Raw genomic sequence first — 14,427 nt, 5'->3', positions numbered from 1 at the left:
TTTCGTTACGGATATTAGTTTTTGTCGACTATTCTTCGAAATCCTAGGGCTACCTTTTCAATAAGGTAGCCTTTTTTATTTATCTCCTATCCTTAATATAACATACAGAAAACATTAACTTAACATTAGGTGCTGTTCTTTGCAGCGACAAAAACTAGTACTGTAATGAATATCAAAAAGTTAGCCCTAGCAGGGTCTTTCTTTGTTTTCTTATGCACCCATTTTTCCCACTCACAAGATTCAAGTCCGTCAACTTTTGGTAAAGGGTTATTGAACATTGTTGGCAAGGACAGTACATGGAGCTCCAAAGTTGGGGCAAGAATGCAACTTCTGGCCATTGCCAATTGGGAAAATAGTGAAACCGATGGGTTACAAAACCCAGAACAGAATTTCCTGGTACGTAGGGCCAGATTAAAATTTGATGGGTTTGTATACACGCCAAAACTTCGATATAAAATTGAATTGGGGCTCTCCAACCGCGATATTTCAGGAGGTTCCCAATTTACGGGAAACACGCCCAGATATATCTTTGATGCCGTTGTGAAATGGAACTTTTATGAGAATTTTGAACTGTGGTTTGGCCAGACCAAACTTCCTGGGAACATAGAACGGGTTATCTCATCCGGAGACCTCCAACAGGTAGATCGCTCCTTGCTCAATGCCAAGTTCAACATTGATCGGGATATGGGCTTCCAACTAAGGCATCATTTTAAATTGGGAAAACAAGCTCTGATCAGGGAGAAGTTCGCTTTCTCCCAGGGAGAAGGAAGAAACGTTACCGTAGGCAATCTGGGAGGGCATCAGTATACCTCGCGCTTGGAATTCCTTCCCTTTGGAAAATTCCAGTCCAAAGGTGATTATAAAGGAGCCGATCTGGCACGGGAAGAAACCCCTAAATTAATGATAGGCAGCACATATGACCTCAACAAGAACGCCGTAAAGACCCGGAGCAACATGGGTAACTATATGTTCACCGATACCGGCTTTTATGAAACGGATATTTCCACCTTTTTTATGGATTTCATGTTTAAGTACAAGGGATTCTCACTAATGGGGGAATATGCCAACCGTGATGCCGATGACCCTATCGCCAAAAATTTGGATGGTACTGAAACGGGCGACATTGTACAAATAGGAAACGGATTGAACCTTCAAACGGGATATCTCCTTAAAAAGGATTGGGAACTATCCGCTAGGTTTACCAGCATAAAATTGGATGAGAATATTACGGGAAAAGCTCCTGAGAAACAGTATACTCTGGGACTTTCAAAATATATTGTAGGACATAAACTAAAACTGCAAACCGACCTTAGCTATCTAACTGTTGATCAAGGAACTGATGAGTTAATGTTCCGGTTACAGTTGGATGTTCACCTGTAAAAGATAACCTTAACATAACTTAATCATAGGGCATTCTCTAGATATTTGAAAAATTTTTTGGACTTTTAATTATTGTATGGATAGTATTTACTTTTTAATAATGGTCGCCTTGGCGGCCTTGGCCATAGCCGACCTTGTAGTTGGTGTCAGCAATGATGCGGTAAACTTTCTTAATTCGGCCATTGGTTCCAAGGCAATATCCTTTAGGACCATTATGATCGTGGCCAGTATAGGTATTGCTTGTGGCGCTATTTTTTCCAGCGGTCTTATGGAGGTGGCCCGAAAGGGTATTTTTAACCCCGGTCAATTCTATTTTGATGAAATCATGTTCATTTTTATGGCTGTGATGATCACCGATATTCTCCTTCTTGACTTTTTCAACACGCTGGGCATGCCCACTTCCACAACCGTATCCATAGTCTTCAACCTTTTGGGAGCGGCGGTTGCCATGGCCTTGATCAAAATCGGGGCGCAAAATGGGAATTTCACGGATGTCATCAACTATATCAACACGGATAAGGCCATCGAAATTATTGTAGGCATCCTATCTTCCGTGGTCATTGCATTTTCCATTGGAGCCTTTGTGCAATGGGTTTCCAGACTTTTGTTATCCTATGATTTTCAGAAAAAACCAAAATGGACCGGAGCTATTTTTGGAGGTATAGCACTTTCCGCGATTACCTATTTTATCTTGATAAAAGGGATCAAGGGAACTCCCTTTGCCGACCAAACCTATGGTTTTATAAATGGTATGACCATTAAAGATTTTTTAGAGACCCAAGTGTACGGGGTGGTAGTGGTAAACTTTATGATTTGGGCCGTTATTTCTTACGTGCTCATCATGTTTGCCAATACCAACATCTATAAATTGATCATTGGTGTTGGAACTTTCGCATTGGCATTGGCCTTCGCTGGAAATGACCTTGTCAATTTCATTGGTGTGCCTATTGCCGCTTGGCAATCTTATGAAGCTTGGGTGGTTTCTGGAACCCCGGCCTCCGAATTTAGCATGGAAATCCTTGCCACAAAAGTAGAAACTCCTACGCTGCTTTTGTTTATTTCCGGGATGATCATGGTGGCCACCCTTTGGTGGTCCAAAAAAGCGCGTTATGTTGCCGATACGGAAATCAACCTTTCGCGTGAAGGTGAGGCCAAGGAACGGTTTCAGCCCAACTATTTATCCAGAAGCCTTGTACGGTACTCCATTGCCGTATCTGAATGGATAACTTCCATAGTTCCTCCTTCAGTGCAGGGCGCCATCGACAAAAGATTCAAAAAACCCGTAATCAATCTATCCAAGGATAAAGTGTTGCACCTACCCGCTTTTGATATGATCAGGGCATCGGTTAACTTGATGGTGGCAGGTATCCTGATTTCAGTGGCCACTTCCTATAAACTTCCCCTTTCTACTACCTATGTGACTTTTATGGTAGCCATGGGAACCTCATTGGCCGATAGGGCTTGGGGTGCCGAAAGTGCCGTATACAGGGTAGCAGGGGTTCTCAATGTTATTGCCGGATGGTTCAGTACCGCCATTATAGCGTTCATTGCCGCTGGGACCATTCTAACACTCATCAGCTTTGGTAAGGGTGCCGCCATTGCCATTCTTTTGTTTGCAGCTGTACTTCTTTTGGTAAGGAACTACATCTCCTACAACAAGAAAACAAAGGAAATCAAGGTGGAAGACCGATTGAGACGAGCCGAAAGCAGCTCTATTCAAGGTGTGATAGATGAAAGTGCCGCCAACATTGCCAACGCCGTTAAGCGTAGCAATAGGATTTACTCCAACTCCATCAATGGGTTAGCCAAACAAGATTTGAACTTCCTAAAGAAGAACAAAAAACAGAGCAACAAACTTTCTTCAGAGATTGAGGACCTACGGGAACATACTTTCTACTTTATCAAGAATTTGGAGGAAGCCCACATTGGTGCCAGTAACTTTTACATCAACGCCATGGGACACTTGACCGATATGTCGCAATCCCTAGAGTACATAGGAAAAGTAAGCTTTAACCATGTGTACAACAACCATAAAAAATTGAAGTACAACCAGATAAAGGAGCTCAAGGAAATCGACCAGAAACTACAGGAGATTTTTGACAGGACCCAAGAAACCTTCGAAAAGAAATCCTTTGATAAAATCGATGCCATCCTAAATTCCAAGCAAGAGCTGTATGATCTGGTATTGCAAAAGATTGATCGTCAGGTCTCAAGGACCCGAACTGAGGAGTCCAGTCCAAAAAATACAACTTTGTATTTCTCCCTATTGTTGGAGACCCGGGACTTAATGACCGCCATGATGGATCTTTTGGAGCAGTACTATCAAGAGTACGACAGTTCCGTTCCTCCTGCCAAGATCGAACAGGAACAGTAAGCAACTTTATCATACATAAAGTACTATCTTGTACCTATAAATAATAGGTACAAGATGGTCAAACATGCATTTTTCTCCTTCCTAATTACATGGGTAACCGTCCAGATTGGCAATTCCCAAGAATTACCAACAGCCAACACTGTGTTGGAAAGGGCCATTGCCTTCCATGACCCCAATGACAACTGGAGCTATTTTGATGCCTCTTTCAAGGTCATTATGGAGTCTCCCAATGCGCCGAAGAGAACGAGTACCATAAAAGCCGATTTTGTCAACCAAGAATTTGTATTGGATGTGGAGCAGGACGGCAATTCCTATACCTATGATATGAGCAAGGGCAATTGCTCCATTACCTTAAACGGCAGTAAGGAGTTTTCGGAAGCTGAGGCAGATAAATTGAGACTATCCTGCGAACGGGGAAAGACCATGAAAAATTACTACACTTATCTGTACGGGCTTCCCATGAAGCTAAAAGACCCTGGGACGCTCTTGGACGAAAAAGTGGAGGTAAAATCCTTTCAGGGTAAGGAATACCTTGTGCTAAAGGTTCGATATGATGAAAAGGTAGGAAGCGATACCTGGTATTTCTATTTTGACCCGAAGACCTATGCCATGGAAGTGTACCAATTTTACCATGATGAAAGCAAAAATGACGGGGAATACATCCTTTTGGAGAGATTGGAGGAAATCAACGGGATACAAATGCCCAAGACTCGGGCTTGGTATTTAAACAAGGATGACAAGTATCTAGGAACGGATATTCTTACCAAAGGTTGACCTTAGACCCTCCTAACGGTAAAAGTTCATCTCATCCATATATTTCCAAACGGCATTGGGGAGCAAAGGCCTTATATTCTTGCCATTTTTATGTTCCCTACGGATAAAGGTGGATGAAATTTCCATGATGGGGGCAGCCACCCGCACTACCTTAGGATGGTTCTTGAACTGCTGCTCCACCTCCCCTGCGGAAACCCTTGGGTAGACATATAGGGAATACTGCTCCAAGATGGTTTCATAGTTTTTCCATTTATGGAAGCTTTTCAGGTTGTCCTCCCCCATAATCAGGGCAAACTGATGGTCTTCCCCATATCTTTCATCCAAATGCACCAAAGTATTTACGGTATAATTGGGCTGAGGCAGGTCAAACTCAATCTTGCTGGGTTTCAACTTGGGATATTCCTGTACGGCCTCATATACCATTTGGTATCGATGGTGGTCATCCAAAAGCGATTGCTTGGTCTTGAATGGACTTTGCGGGGTAATCACAAACCAAACCTCATCTAAATCGGAAAACTCCACCAGATGGTTCGCTATGACCAAATGACCTATATGAATGGGGTTGAATGTTCCAAAGAAGAGCCCTACCTTCTTCATAAGCTATTCCTCTTTTGCATCGGGAATCTTGGCCCCGACATATTCCGCCACCAATTCATGGGCCTCCTTAAGGGCGGTATCCAAATCATAGTTTTTGATGATCCGGTCAAACTGGGGAGCCGTGGCCAATTCAACCGAGGCCTTGGCCACCCGCATATTGATCTTGTCTTCACTTTCGGTACTGCGCTTTTTTAGTCGAATCTTCAACTCGTCCACGCTGGGTGGCTTCACAAAAACGGCCAAGGTCTGTTCGGGGAATTTCTTTTTGATACGAAGCCCTCCGACCACATCAATATCAAAAATGACATTCTTGCCTTCGGCCCACAAACGTTCCACCTCACTCTTTAAAGTGCCATAAAAATTATCGCGATATACTTCTTCCCATTCCAAGAAGTCATCTTCCTTTATGTGTCTCTTGAACTCGGAAATGGACATGAAGTAATAATTTATCCCATGCTTTTCCTTACCTCTTCGGGGTCTGGAGGTGGCCGAAACTGAAAAGGCCAAGTTCAGTTCGGGTTGTTCCAACAAGTACTTTACAATCGTTGTTTTCCCACTTCCCGATGGGGCCGAAAAAATAATGAGTTTCCCTCCTTGCGTCATAATACATTCAGCATTTGTTCCTTGATTTTCTCCAGTTCATCCTTCATCTGCACCACCACTTGTTGCATGGGGGCATAATTGGCCTTGGAACCAATGGTATTGATCTCCCTTCCTATTTCTTGGGAAATGAATCCCAGTTTCTTGCCATTGGAATCGTCGGAGTTCAAGGTGGTTTCAAAATAATTCAAATGGTTATCCAAACGTACTTTTTCCTCCGTAATGTCATACTTCTCCAAATAGTAGATGAGCTCTTGCTCAAAACGGTTCTCATCCACTTCCACTTTTAGATCTGAAACAGCTCTTTCCAAACGCTCACGTACACTGGCCAAGCGTTCAGGGTCAAGGGATCTCACCTTATCCAACAAGGCTTTCAGGTTGGCCAAACGCTCCACAAAATCCTTTTCCAAGACCTTGCCTTCTTCATTTCTAAATTCGATTATCTTGGATAGGGCCTGGTCAAGGGCTTCCTTGATAGCTTTGTACTCTTCAACATCAATGTCGTTCTTATCCGTTTTTAGGGTGTCCGGCATACGCAATGCCAGTTCCAAGAGCTTTAAATCGTCTCCTTGGGCAATCGCCGACAGCTGTTCCATATACTTCCTCACCACCCCTTGGTTTACTTCCGCAGTGGTTTCTTCGCCGGTAATTTCAACGTAAAGGCTTAGATCAACCTTTCCCCTGATCAGGACATCGGCTATCATCTTTCTGAGCTCCAGCTCCTTTTCCCTAAAGGTTTGCGGAATTCTGGCGTTGATATCCAAATTTTTACTGTTGAGCGATTTAAGCTCTACCGTAATTTTTTTTGATGGAAGCTGTACAACATGCTTTCCAAAGCCGGTCATGGATTGAATCATATGAAACGATAAATTTTGCCAAAGGTAACCAAAATAGGTATTGGCCCTTTAACTACTGCTTGTTGAAGATATAGGGTGACTTTAGTCCAGCTCCCTTACCCAAATGTTTCTATAGCTTACCCTACTATTGTCTTGGTGGTCCTGCAACATCAATGGTCCCTTTCCATGTGGAGGGTTTTTGGGCCACCCAATGTACGGTGTGGTTCCCTTGATCTCTACATGATCTTGGATCAACACCCCATTTTGGATCACTGTGAGTGTCCCTGATTTGGTTTTTTGCCCTTTTTCAAACTCCGGGGCATGGTAGATGATGTCGTAGGAATTCCACTCCCCTGTTGGCACCGATGCCATGGCCAAGGGTACATGCTGCTTATACACCGACCCCACCTGACCGTTCACGTAGGTATCATTGTCGTTGTTGTCCAGTACCTGTACTTCATATAGACCCGATAAAAAGATACCGCTGTTGGCACGGCTTTGTCCCTTTCCATTTACTTGGGCAGGGGACTTCCATTCTATGTGCAGTTGGATGCTCCCAAAATTCTGTTGGGTCTGGATATTGCCCGTTTTGTCCTTTACGGTCATGCTACCATCCTTGTTCAGCGTCCATTTTGCAGCAGTACTGTCCGTGGTGCCGATCCAGCTGTTCAAACTGGAGCCATCAAAAAGAACAATGGCGTCACTGGGTGGCGCACCGTTGGTTCCCGGAACCACTTTTGGAGGAACGGGTTCATAGATCTCTGTAGCTTCAGGTTGGGTAGGTTCTTTCTCTTGTCCGAAAGCAAAGGCCCCAGTTAAGACACATAGGGCCAAAAAGGCATTCTTATTGATCATCATACTACAGTTCCTTTATTTTGATGTTTCTGAACGCTACAACATTTCCGTGATCCTGCAACCCTATCTTTCCCGTTTGATAGGCTCCAAAACCTTCCCATCCTTTAAATTTGGAATTGGCAACCATCTCATCCCATTCCGGGCCATGTACTGGAAACTCCACAACTTTTTTGCCATTGAGGGCCACTTGCCCTTGATTGGTTTCATGATTGATGGTCAACTCCACTTGATTCCATTCGCCCACAGGCTTTACGGTTTTTTCCGATACAGCAATCATATCGTATAAAGCTCCGGCTTGATGCGTAGTCCCGTTCTTGCCATCAGGATGGCCTTCATCATCCAAAACTTGAATTTCCGGACCTGTTGCATAGGGTGCCCCATATTTCTCATCTTCAAATATTCCATAGAAAATTCCGCTGTTTCCACCCTCGGAAATTTTCCACTCCAAAGACAATACAAAATTGGTGTAATCCTTATCCGTAACGAGATCATACACTTCCCCCTTCTTTCTTTCCTTGGGTGGATAGTATACCATGGCACCATCCTCCAGTTTCCATGGCTCACCTACCTCACCTCCATTATACACGTGCCATCCGTCAAATGAAGAGCCATCGAACAAAACGGTCCATGTGGCTTCTTCCTGTGTTTGCGTTACCTCTTGTGCAACTTCTTCGGTTGCATTCTCCTTGGGCTTTTCCTTGCAGGCAAAGGCTACTGCAAGTGCCATCAAAATGATTGGTTTTTTCATATTCCTAGTATTCTTTTAAGTTTTTCCGAATCTACTGCCGAACCTGCAAAATCATCAAAGGTCTTGGTGGTAGCTTCAATAATATGATCTTGAATGAACTTGGCACCTTCGCGTGCACCTTGCTCAGGGCTTTTGATGCAACATTCCCATTCCATCACCGCCCAAACATCGCAACCGTATTGGGTCAATTTGGAGAATATGGTCTTAAAATCGATTTGGCCATCACCCAAAGAACGATATCTCCCGGCTCTATCCCCCCAATCATTGTAGCCTCCAAAGGCCCCTTTCTTTCCTGTTGGGTTAAACTCGGAATCCTTTACGTGAAACGATTTTATAAACTCGTGGTAATGGTCTATGTAAGCAATATAATCCAGTTGCTGCAATACAAAATGGCTTGGGTCGTAAAGAATATTGACCCTTTTGTGGTTGCCCGTGGCTTCCAAAAATCGCTCAAAGGTATCCCCATCGTGCAAATCCTCCCCAGGGTGGATCTCATAGCATACATCCACACCTTCCTCATCAAAATGGTTCAATATGGGCATCCAACGCTTGGCCAGTTCCTCAAAACCCATTTCCACCAAACCGGCCGGTCTTTGGGGCCAAGGGTGCGCTGTATGCCAGAGCAATGCCCCAGAAAAGGTGGCGTGGGCGTTCAACCCCAATCTTCGACTGGCCGTCGCTGCCTTTTTCACGGTCTCCATGGCCCATTGGGTCCGTTCCTTGGGCTTGCCCTTTAGGGCATCCGGCGCAAAATTATCGAACATGATATCGTACGCAGGGTGCACCGCCACCAATTGTCCCTGTAAATGAGTGGACAATTCGGTGATTTCCAATCCATATGAGTTTATCTTTCCCTTGAGCTCATCGCAATAGTCCTGACTTTCGGCCGCCTTGTCCAAATCAATTAGAAAAGATTCCCATGTAGGAATCTGAATTCCTTTATACCCTAGACCCGAGGCCCATTCGCAAAGCCCATCCAAAGAATTGAACGGTGGCTGACTGTCCACAAATTGTGCTAAAAAAACAGCCGGTCCTTTAATTGTTTTCATTTAAGTTGAGTTTTTGGAATTTATAAATCCATTCATTTTTAGGATTTATCCTCTATATTTAAGAAAAATATCATGGTATTCCCACTTCCCATGAATAAAGACCTAAATATAGGGATTAGCCAACAATTAAAACAGTAGAATGGTGAATGATGCCAAAGTTTATGATGCCATAGTGGTAGGCACGGGAGTCAGTGGCGGTTGGGCCGCCAAGGAACTCTGTGAAAATGGACTAAAAACCTTAGTACTGGAACGTGGCCCCATGGTAAAGCATGTGGAAGATTACAAAACCATGAACGATGACCCTTGGGACTACCCCTATAAAGGCGAACTAAACCGTGCTGACAAGGAAAAATACCACAAACAACTACGGGTAGGATGGGCTCCCAGGGACGATGTGAAACACTTTTTTGTGAACGACCTGGAACATCCCTACCAAGAAACCAAACGTTTTGATTGGATACGGGGCTATCAGGTAGGTGGCCGTTCCTTGATTTGGGGCCGACAAAGTTATCGTTGGAGCGATATCGATTTTGAAGCCAACAAAAAAGAAGACATTGCTGTGGATTGGCCCGTACGTTACAAGGACATTGCACCTTGGTATGATAAGGTGGAATCCTATATTGGGGTAAGTGGTCAAGCCTTGGGGCTTAAACAACTGCCCGATGGGCAATTTCAACCTCCCATGGAGTTGAATTGTGCCGAAAAGGACCTGCAACAGGCGTTGACTTCCAATTTTGAGGATGGCAGGCTCTTGACCATTGGTAGAGTGGCCCACATTACAGAAAAAACTGCGGAATTTGAAGGTCGGGGACCTTGTCAATATAGAAATCGATGCTGGAGGGGATGTCCCTTTGGAGGCTATTTTAGCAGTAACTCCTCTACGCTTCCCGCTGCGGAACGGACCGGAAACATGACATTAAGACCCAACTCCATCGTCTATGAAGTCATCTATGATGAACAACAAAAAAAGGCCACTGGGGTAAAGGTCATTGATGCCGGAACCCATGAAAAAATGGAGTTTAAAGCAAACCTTGTGTTTCTCTGTGCATCCTCCATGGCATCCGTGGGCATCTTGTTGCAATCCAAATCAAAGGCCTTCCCCAATGGAATGGGCAACAACCATGACCAATTGGGACGCAATATCATGGACCACCATTACCAATTGGGCGCTTCGGCCAAGGTAGATGGTCATTTGGACAAATATTACAAGGGAAGACGGCCCAATGGTTTTTATATCCCAAGGTTTGTCAATCTGGATGAAAAAACACAACGCAAGGACTTCCTACGTGGATTTGGATACCAAGGTGGGGCCAATAGGACCAACTGGTCCGAAATGGTCGCGGAAATGGGTTATGGCAAGGCACTGAAAGAGGCCATCCTAAAACCCGGTGGTTGGGAAATTGGAATGACCGGCTTTGGGGAAATGTTGCCACATCATGATAATCGGGTTACCTTGAGCAACGATAAAAAGGACCAATGGGGATTGCCCCAATTGGATTTTGATGTAGAGTTCAAGGACAACGAGTACAAAATGCGAGAAGCCATACTTGAAGAGGCCGCTGCCATGCTCAAGGCAGCCGGGTTTAGAAATATCACCACCTACGATAACGAAACCGGTCCCGGTCTGGGCATCCATGAAATGGGAGGCGCACGAATGGGACACGACCCCAAAACCTCGGTATTGAACAAGCACAATCAATTGCATGACGTACCCAATGTCTATGTAACGGACGGTGCCTTTATGACCTCAGCAAGTTGCGTAAACCCCTCATTGACCTATATGGCGTTCACGGCCAGGGCCGCCAATCATGCCGCCAATCAATTTAAACAACACAAATCTTCTTAAAACCTGCTTATGGAAAATGCTTCAGCCCGGAATCTGTGGGGCGATTTTTTGGACGCCCATCTGGAGTTTGCCTCCGAGGATGCTCCAAGGGTAATTCATTTTTATGATAATGAAAAAGATGCCAATGTCTGTGCCGATTTGGCCTGCAAGGAAACCAAAAGAGCCATGTCCCATGCGCTAAAGGGTCTTCAATTACGCAATGAACCACTTCCCAAGATTGGTGATTTCTATGTAGTGACCGATTGGAACGGCAATGCCAAATGTGTCATCCGGACCACTTCAGTAAAGTTGTTGCCCTATTTCAGTATTCGTGATGAGCATGCCAGATTGGAAGGTGAGGGTGATAAAAGTCTGGACCAATGGAAAAACACGCATTGGGGTTATTTCTCCCGGGAACTTGGCCAGTTCGGTGCCGCGCCTAAAGACAGTATGATCGTGGTCTTTGAACAGTTTGAGATGCTTTATAAAAAATAATGGCCGCCGAAAGGCAGCCATCATATCTTTATTTTATAAGCGGATTCAATCCACCATATCCACCCAAACATTCCCTTGTTTGTGTGAAGCTACCGTGTTTTCTATAAAGTTGAGGCCACGGACCCCATCGGTCATGGTTGGGAACTCCCCGCTATTATATTTTTCACCTCGTATGGCCCTCGCCACACCCAAATAGATATTGGCCATGGCATCAAAAATCCCTTCTGGGTGACCCGGAGGCAATTTGGTACCGTCCAAGGACAATTCTGAATTATAGGCATGCCCTGGTTTTAGAACCTGTAGCGGTTCTGGGTCGTTCAGCTTATACAGGTAATTAGGATTTTCCTGCTCCCATCGCAAACCTCCTTTTTCCCCGTAAATGGCTATGGTAAGGTTGTTTTCCTCTCCAGTAGCGACCTGACTTGCCCGAACAAGCCCTTTTACATGTTCTCCCATGCGCAACAACACCGTTCCGTCTACATCCATTTGGTTGTCTGCGTACAGGTAGTTGAAATCACATAACAAGGATTTCACTTGAAGTCCAGTAGTGTACTCGATCATGTTAAAGGCATGGACGCCAATATCTCCCATACAAGAACTGATGCCCGCTTTTTTAGGGTCCAAGCGCCATACGGTCGACCGTTTTTCCTTGTCGTGTATGATAGGGTTGATCCAACCTTGGTAGTATTGTGCATCCACTTTGTGGATTTTCCCCAAAACACCTTCCTTGATCATCTCGCGCATTTGGCGCACCATGGGATACCCGGTATAGGTATGGGTAACCGCAAACACCGTCCCGGCCTTGGCCAAGGTTTCCTGTAAGATCTTGGCTTCCTCATAGGTGGTGGTCATGGGCTTTTCACAGATGACGTGAAAGCCGTTTTCCAACAACTTTTTGGCCATGGGAAAATGCAGGAAGTTGGGCGTAAGGATGGAACACACCTGAATACGTTCCTCCTCAGGAAGCTTCAACTCCTCCTCAATCAACGTATCAAAATCCTTATAGATACGGTTGGTGGGAATATCTATTTGTTTTGCAAAATTCAAACTGTCCTCAAGATTGGGGTTGAAGACGGCCCCCACAATTTCATAGTTATCATTGACGAAAGAAGCCACTCTGTGCAATACCCCAATAAGGGAATCACCGCCTCCTCCAAGTATTCCTAATCTGATTTTTTTTGGCATGTTTCGATTAATTTACTCTTTGTACTCTATTTTTTCATTTTTGAACAGCAGGGCAAAGATAATTGCCACCGCAAAGGCAAAAATAGCAGGAAAGCGCCAGATACTTGCCCAATCATGGCTGTTTTCTGAAATAAGATAGTTGTCCGTAATCTGACCAGCAATCCAGAATCCGATGAGCATCCCCACCCCGTAAGTGGCCAAGGTAATCAACCCTTGGGCAGCACTCTTGTATTTTTCACCAGCTTTGCTGTCGGTATAGATCTGTCCCGAAACAAAGAAGAAATCATAACATATGCCGTGCAGTGCTATCCCCAAGAGGAGCATAAATGTCAAGCTTCCCGCATCTCCATAAGCAAAAAGCAAATATCTAGCGGTCCAAGCCAACATCCCTGCGATTATGGTTTTCTTGAATCCGAATTTGGTGAAGAAATACGGTAAAAGGAGCATAAACAAAACTTCAGAGGCTTGCCCTATGGTCATCTTTCCGGTTGGGTTCTCCATTCCAATCTCAGATAGAAACGGATTGGCATTTTGATAATAGAAGGCCAACGGAATACAAATCAAGATTGAAGAGATAAAGAAAACCAGAAAGTTTCTGTCCTTCAAAAGTTTCAAGGCATCCAACCCAAGCATATCGGCAACGGATACTTTTTCGTCCTTGTTAACGCTAGGAGGGGTCTTGGGCAAGGTAAAACTAAAAAGCCCCAAAACGGCCGAAGCAATTCCCACCATTAAAAAGGTGTTCTTCAACATTCCAGCTTGAATGCTTTCGGGGGAATCCCAAATAAAAATATAACTGATCACCAACCCGGCAACGATCCAGCCGATGGTTCCAAAAACACGGATTGGCGAAAATTCCTTGGCAGGATCCTTCATTTGACTGAATGAAATAGAGTTCACCAAAGCCAATGTGGGCATATATAGAATCATATACCCCAAAATGTACGGGTAAAATAACGCGAACTCATCGGCTTGGTACATTTGGTACATAAGGAAAGCCCCAACCAAATGAAGCACTCCCAAGATTCGTTCGGCATTAAAGTATCTATCGGCAATCAAACCAATAATGAAAGGAGCAATGATGGCTCCCCACGATTGTGTTGAAAAGGCTTGGGCAATCTCTCCCCCAGTTGCATTTAAATTGTTCCCCAGAAATGTTCCTAGGGTCACAAACCATCCGCCCCAAATAAAAAATTCGAGGAACATCATAAAGGACAGTTGGAATTTGGTTTTAAAACTCATATTTAGTCGGTTTAGTTTATCGTTTGTAAAAAATATAGTCCAGAGGTTCAGGTGCTATTCCTGATGCGCGTAAATCCATCATAATCTGGCCTCTATGGTGGGTGGAGTGGTTCACAACGTGGAAAAGGATGTCTTTGATGTCATTGGCATAAGTCCTTCCCTCACTGTTTTCATATTCCACCCTCTTGTTAAGGTCGTCGGTATTGGTAATAATCTCAAAGGATGTCCTTTGGTTATCATAATGGATATCTTCCCAGTTTTGCACAGGCTGTTCCTGCCAAACCGTAAAGTCCGGTTGTTTTTCCAATATCCTTTGGTTCCAGATGTGATGTGCATTCAGGATATGGCTAAAAAGGCGAATACAATTTTCAGGAACTTGATCCATGGAATGGAACTGCCCTATCAGCTTTTTATTGCAGTAGAAATTGTAATCGAAGAGCTGTTGCAAGAATCCCTTCATACCTCTT

14 protein-coding genes are annotated in these 14,427 nt (G+C 44.3%); 5 read left to right on the top strand and 9 right to left on the bottom strand.

Features of this window, described 5'->3' with window-relative positions; translation table 11 throughout:
• Window positions 1-165 precede the first annotated feature (165 nt).
• The 3 genes from F8C76_RS13325 (at window position 166) to F8C76_RS13315 (ending at window position 4,528) form a co-directional block, all read left to right on the top strand.
• On the top strand, window positions 166-1,380 hold the full coding sequence (locus tag F8C76_RS13325) for a porin (protein ID WP_152132212.1): 1,215 nt from the start codon (window positions 166-168) through the stop codon (window positions 1,378-1,380).
• Window positions 1,381-1,456: 76 nt separating this feature from the next.
• Window positions 1,457-3,754, top strand: a complete 2,298-nt coding sequence (locus F8C76_RS13320) for an inorganic phosphate transporter (protein WP_129655004.1) — start codon at window positions 1,457-1,459, stop codon at window positions 3,752-3,754.
• A gap of 54 nt (window positions 3,755-3,808) precedes the next feature.
• Complete coding sequence (locus tag F8C76_RS13315) at window positions 3,809-4,528, top strand: DUF6503 family protein (protein WP_170284029.1); 720 nt, start codon at window positions 3,809-3,811, stop codon at window positions 4,526-4,528.
• A gap of 12 nt (window positions 4,529-4,540) precedes the next feature.
• Here F8C76_RS13315 and nadD read toward each other — a convergent pair whose 3' ends face one another.
• The 6 genes from nadD to F8C76_RS13285 form a co-directional block, all read right to left on the bottom strand.
• Window positions 4,541-5,125, bottom strand: coding sequence for a nicotinate (nicotinamide) nucleotide adenylyltransferase (gene nadD / locus F8C76_RS13310; protein WP_152132211.1), 585 nt, complete (start codon window positions 5,123-5,125; stop codon window positions 4,541-4,543).
• A gap of 3 nt (window positions 5,126-5,128) precedes the next feature.
• Window positions 5,129-5,728, bottom strand: coding sequence for a guanylate kinase (gene gmk / locus F8C76_RS13305; protein WP_152132210.1), 600 nt, complete (start codon window positions 5,726-5,728; stop codon window positions 5,129-5,131).
• Window positions 5,725-6,582, bottom strand: coding sequence for a YicC/YloC family endoribonuclease (locus F8C76_RS13300; protein WP_152132209.1), 858 nt, complete (start codon window positions 6,580-6,582; stop codon window positions 5,725-5,727). The genes gmk and F8C76_RS13300 overlap by 4 nt, the downstream gene beginning before the upstream one ends.
• Window positions 6,583-6,663: 81 nt before the next feature.
• Window positions 6,664-7,416, bottom strand: coding sequence for a 3-keto-disaccharide hydrolase (locus tag F8C76_RS13295; protein ID WP_369126712.1), 753 nt, complete (start codon window positions 7,414-7,416; stop codon window positions 6,664-6,666).
• A gap of 4 nt (window positions 7,417-7,420) precedes the next feature.
• A complete protein-coding gene (locus F8C76_RS13290) occupies window positions 7,421-8,164 on the bottom strand; it encodes a 3-keto-disaccharide hydrolase (protein WP_152132207.1) in 744 nt (247 codons plus the stop codon).
• Window positions 8,161-9,213, bottom strand: coding sequence for a sugar phosphate isomerase/epimerase family protein (locus F8C76_RS13285; protein ID WP_152132206.1), 1,053 nt, complete (start codon window positions 9,211-9,213; stop codon window positions 8,161-8,163). The genes F8C76_RS13290 and F8C76_RS13285 overlap by 4 nt, the downstream gene beginning before the upstream one ends.
• A gap of 139 nt (window positions 9,214-9,352) precedes the next feature.
• On the opposite strand from F8C76_RS13285, the gene F8C76_RS13280 reads away from it, so the two are divergent.
• On the top strand, window positions 9,353-11,059 hold the full coding sequence (locus tag F8C76_RS13280) for a GMC oxidoreductase (RefSeq protein ID WP_152132205.1): 1,707 nt from the start codon (window positions 9,353-9,355) through the stop codon (window positions 11,057-11,059).
• Window positions 11,060-11,068: 9 nt separating this feature from the next.
• A complete protein-coding gene (locus tag F8C76_RS13275; RefSeq protein WP_152132204.1) occupies window positions 11,069-11,533 on the top strand; it encodes an ASCH domain-containing protein in 465 nt (154 codons plus the stop codon).
• A 45-nt stretch (window positions 11,534-11,578) separates the two neighbouring features.
• On the opposite strand, the gene F8C76_RS13270 is transcribed toward F8C76_RS13275, so the two are convergent.
• The 3 genes from F8C76_RS13270 to F8C76_RS13260 are packed head-to-tail and all read right to left on the bottom strand — an operon-like array spanning window position 11,579 to window position 14,420.
• Entirely contained in the window at window positions 11,579-12,718 is a 1,140-nt protein-coding gene (locus tag F8C76_RS13270) for a Gfo/Idh/MocA family protein (protein ID WP_152132203.1), read from the bottom strand.
• A 12-nt stretch (window positions 12,719-12,730) separates the two neighbouring features.
• The gene (locus F8C76_RS13265; RefSeq protein ID WP_129654984.1) at window positions 12,731-13,960 is read right to left on the bottom strand and encodes a nucleoside permease; all 1,230 of its coding nucleotides are present in this window, start codon (window positions 13,958-13,960) and stop codon (window positions 12,731-12,733) included.
• A 16-nt stretch (window positions 13,961-13,976) separates the two neighbouring features.
• A complete protein-coding gene (locus tag F8C76_RS13260; RefSeq protein ID WP_152132202.1) occupies window positions 13,977-14,420 on the bottom strand; it encodes a DinB family protein in 444 nt (147 codons plus the stop codon).
• Between the last annotated feature and the right edge of the window lie 7 nt (window positions 14,421-14,427).

The sequence above is a fragment of the Flagellimonas olearia genome (assembly GCF_009184425.1).
Taxonomy (GTDB): Bacteria; Bacteroidota; Bacteroidia; order Flavobacteriales; family Flavobacteriaceae; genus Flagellimonas; species Flagellimonas olearia.
Note: the sequence above shows the minus strand (reverse complement) of the source record. Positions and strands in the feature narration are given on the sequence as shown.

Excerpts from the sequence above, each read along its gene's own strand:
- F8C76_RS13325 (WP_152132212.1), top strand. The coding sequence starts at position 166 with ATGAATATCAAAAAGTTAGCCCTAGCAGGGTCTTTCTTTGTTTTCTTA.
- F8C76_RS13320 (WP_129655004.1), top strand. The coding sequence starts at position 1,457 with ATGGATAGTATTTACTTTTTAATAATGGTCGCCTTGGCGGCCTTGGCC.
- F8C76_RS13315 (WP_170284029.1), top strand. The coding sequence starts at position 3,809 with ATGGTCAAACATGCATTTTTCTCCTTCCTAATTACATGGGTAACCGTC.
- nadD (WP_152132211.1), bottom strand. The coding sequence starts at position 5,125 with ATGAAGAAGGTAGGGCTCTTCTTTGGAACATTCAACCCCATTCATATA.
- gmk (WP_152132210.1), bottom strand. The coding sequence starts at position 5,728 with ATGACGCAAGGAGGGAAACTCATTATTTTTTCGGCCCCATCGGGAAGT.
- F8C76_RS13300 (WP_152132209.1), bottom strand. The coding sequence starts at position 6,582 with ATGATTCAATCCATGACCGGCTTTGGAAAGCATGTTGTACAGCTTCCA.
- F8C76_RS13295 (WP_369126712.1), bottom strand. The coding sequence starts at position 7,416 with ATGATCAATAAGAATGCCTTTTTGGCCCTATGTGTCTTAACTGGGGCC.
- F8C76_RS13290 (WP_152132207.1), bottom strand. The coding sequence starts at position 8,164 with ATGAAAAAACCAATCATTTTGATGGCACTTGCAGTAGCCTTTGCCTGC.
- F8C76_RS13285 (WP_152132206.1), bottom strand. The coding sequence starts at position 9,213 with ATGAAAACAATTAAAGGACCGGCTGTTTTTTTAGCACAATTTGTGGAC.
- F8C76_RS13280 (WP_152132205.1), top strand. The coding sequence starts at position 9,353 with ATGGTGAATGATGCCAAAGTTTATGATGCCATAGTGGTAGGCACGGGA.
- F8C76_RS13275 (WP_152132204.1), top strand. The coding sequence starts at position 11,069 with ATGGAAAATGCTTCAGCCCGGAATCTGTGGGGCGATTTTTTGGACGCC.
- F8C76_RS13270 (WP_152132203.1), bottom strand. The coding sequence starts at position 12,718 with ATGCCAAAAAAAATCAGATTAGGAATACTTGGAGGAGGCGGTGATTCC.
- F8C76_RS13265 (WP_129654984.1), bottom strand. The coding sequence starts at position 13,960 with ATGAGTTTTAAAACCAAATTCCAACTGTCCTTTATGATGTTCCTCGAA.
- F8C76_RS13260 (WP_152132202.1), bottom strand. The coding sequence starts at position 14,420 with ATGAAGGGATTCTTGCAACAGCTCTTCGATTACAATTTCTACTGCAAT.